This window comes from Bartonella sp. AD328YNZD (assembly GCF_042196425.1).
The window spans coordinates 1-746 of record NZ_JBHIQG010000707.1 but is presented as its reverse complement, the minus strand read 5'-3'; the positions used below and the strand labels follow the sequence as shown (position 1 = coordinate 746).

Annotated in this window: 1 protein-coding gene; it reads right to left on the bottom strand. The window is 44.2% G+C overall.

Annotated features, from left to right (window positions below):
* The coding region (locus ACFIO3_RS14595; protein WP_375704730.1) for a phage tail tape measure protein at positions 1–449 on the bottom strand (449 nt) is incomplete at its 3' end.
* Between the last annotated feature and the right edge of the window lie 297 nt (positions 450–746).

Below are 746 nucleotides of genomic sequence, written 5' to 3'. Positions count from 1 at the left end.
ATGCTAAAAGCTTCTAAATCTTGTTCACCAATCCCTGCTTGGCTAGCACTGGTCATCAATTCTAAGACTTCACGAGCCGCTAGCGGAATCTTGGTGGAAGTTTCAAGCGCAAAACGGCGCAATTCCTTTAAGCGATCAAGGGGGGCATCGAGAACCTTTTCTAATCCCTTCATCGATTGGTCAAATTGCATGGCTTTATAGAGCGGTGCAATTAAGGTTGCGGTTTGCGCAATGGCACCCACCATACGCCCGCGTGCATGATTGAAAGCATTTTCCGCATTGGCTGTAGCTTGGCTTAAATGTTCAGGGTCAAACCAATTTTTAAAGTGTTGCCTTGTCTTGTTTTGGAAATGCGCAACATCTGAACTAAAGGCTGCAAGATCTCGCTTAGCAGAAGCTATCCCCTCTTGCAGATGATTGACAAAACGCACAACAAGAGAAACATCCATGATCGCATCTTATCCTAACTTATGGCTTTCATATTCTTGAGCTTTCAGGCGCGCGAGTTCTTCTCGATAAGCAATCACATCCAGCCAATCCATCTGGTTAATTTCTGAAGGCGCCCAGTGATAATAAAGGGCTAGCTCTGCTCCAAATTGTCTGGCAGAGAGGATTGGCGTTGCGTAAAAAAAGCAAAAAAAGCCTTCAATATTGCGACAATATCTATCGCATCAACTCGATCAATCAATTCAATAGATTCATGTGACATATCAGCCAAAAGTGCTGTGATGCCTTCTGTTGCCTCA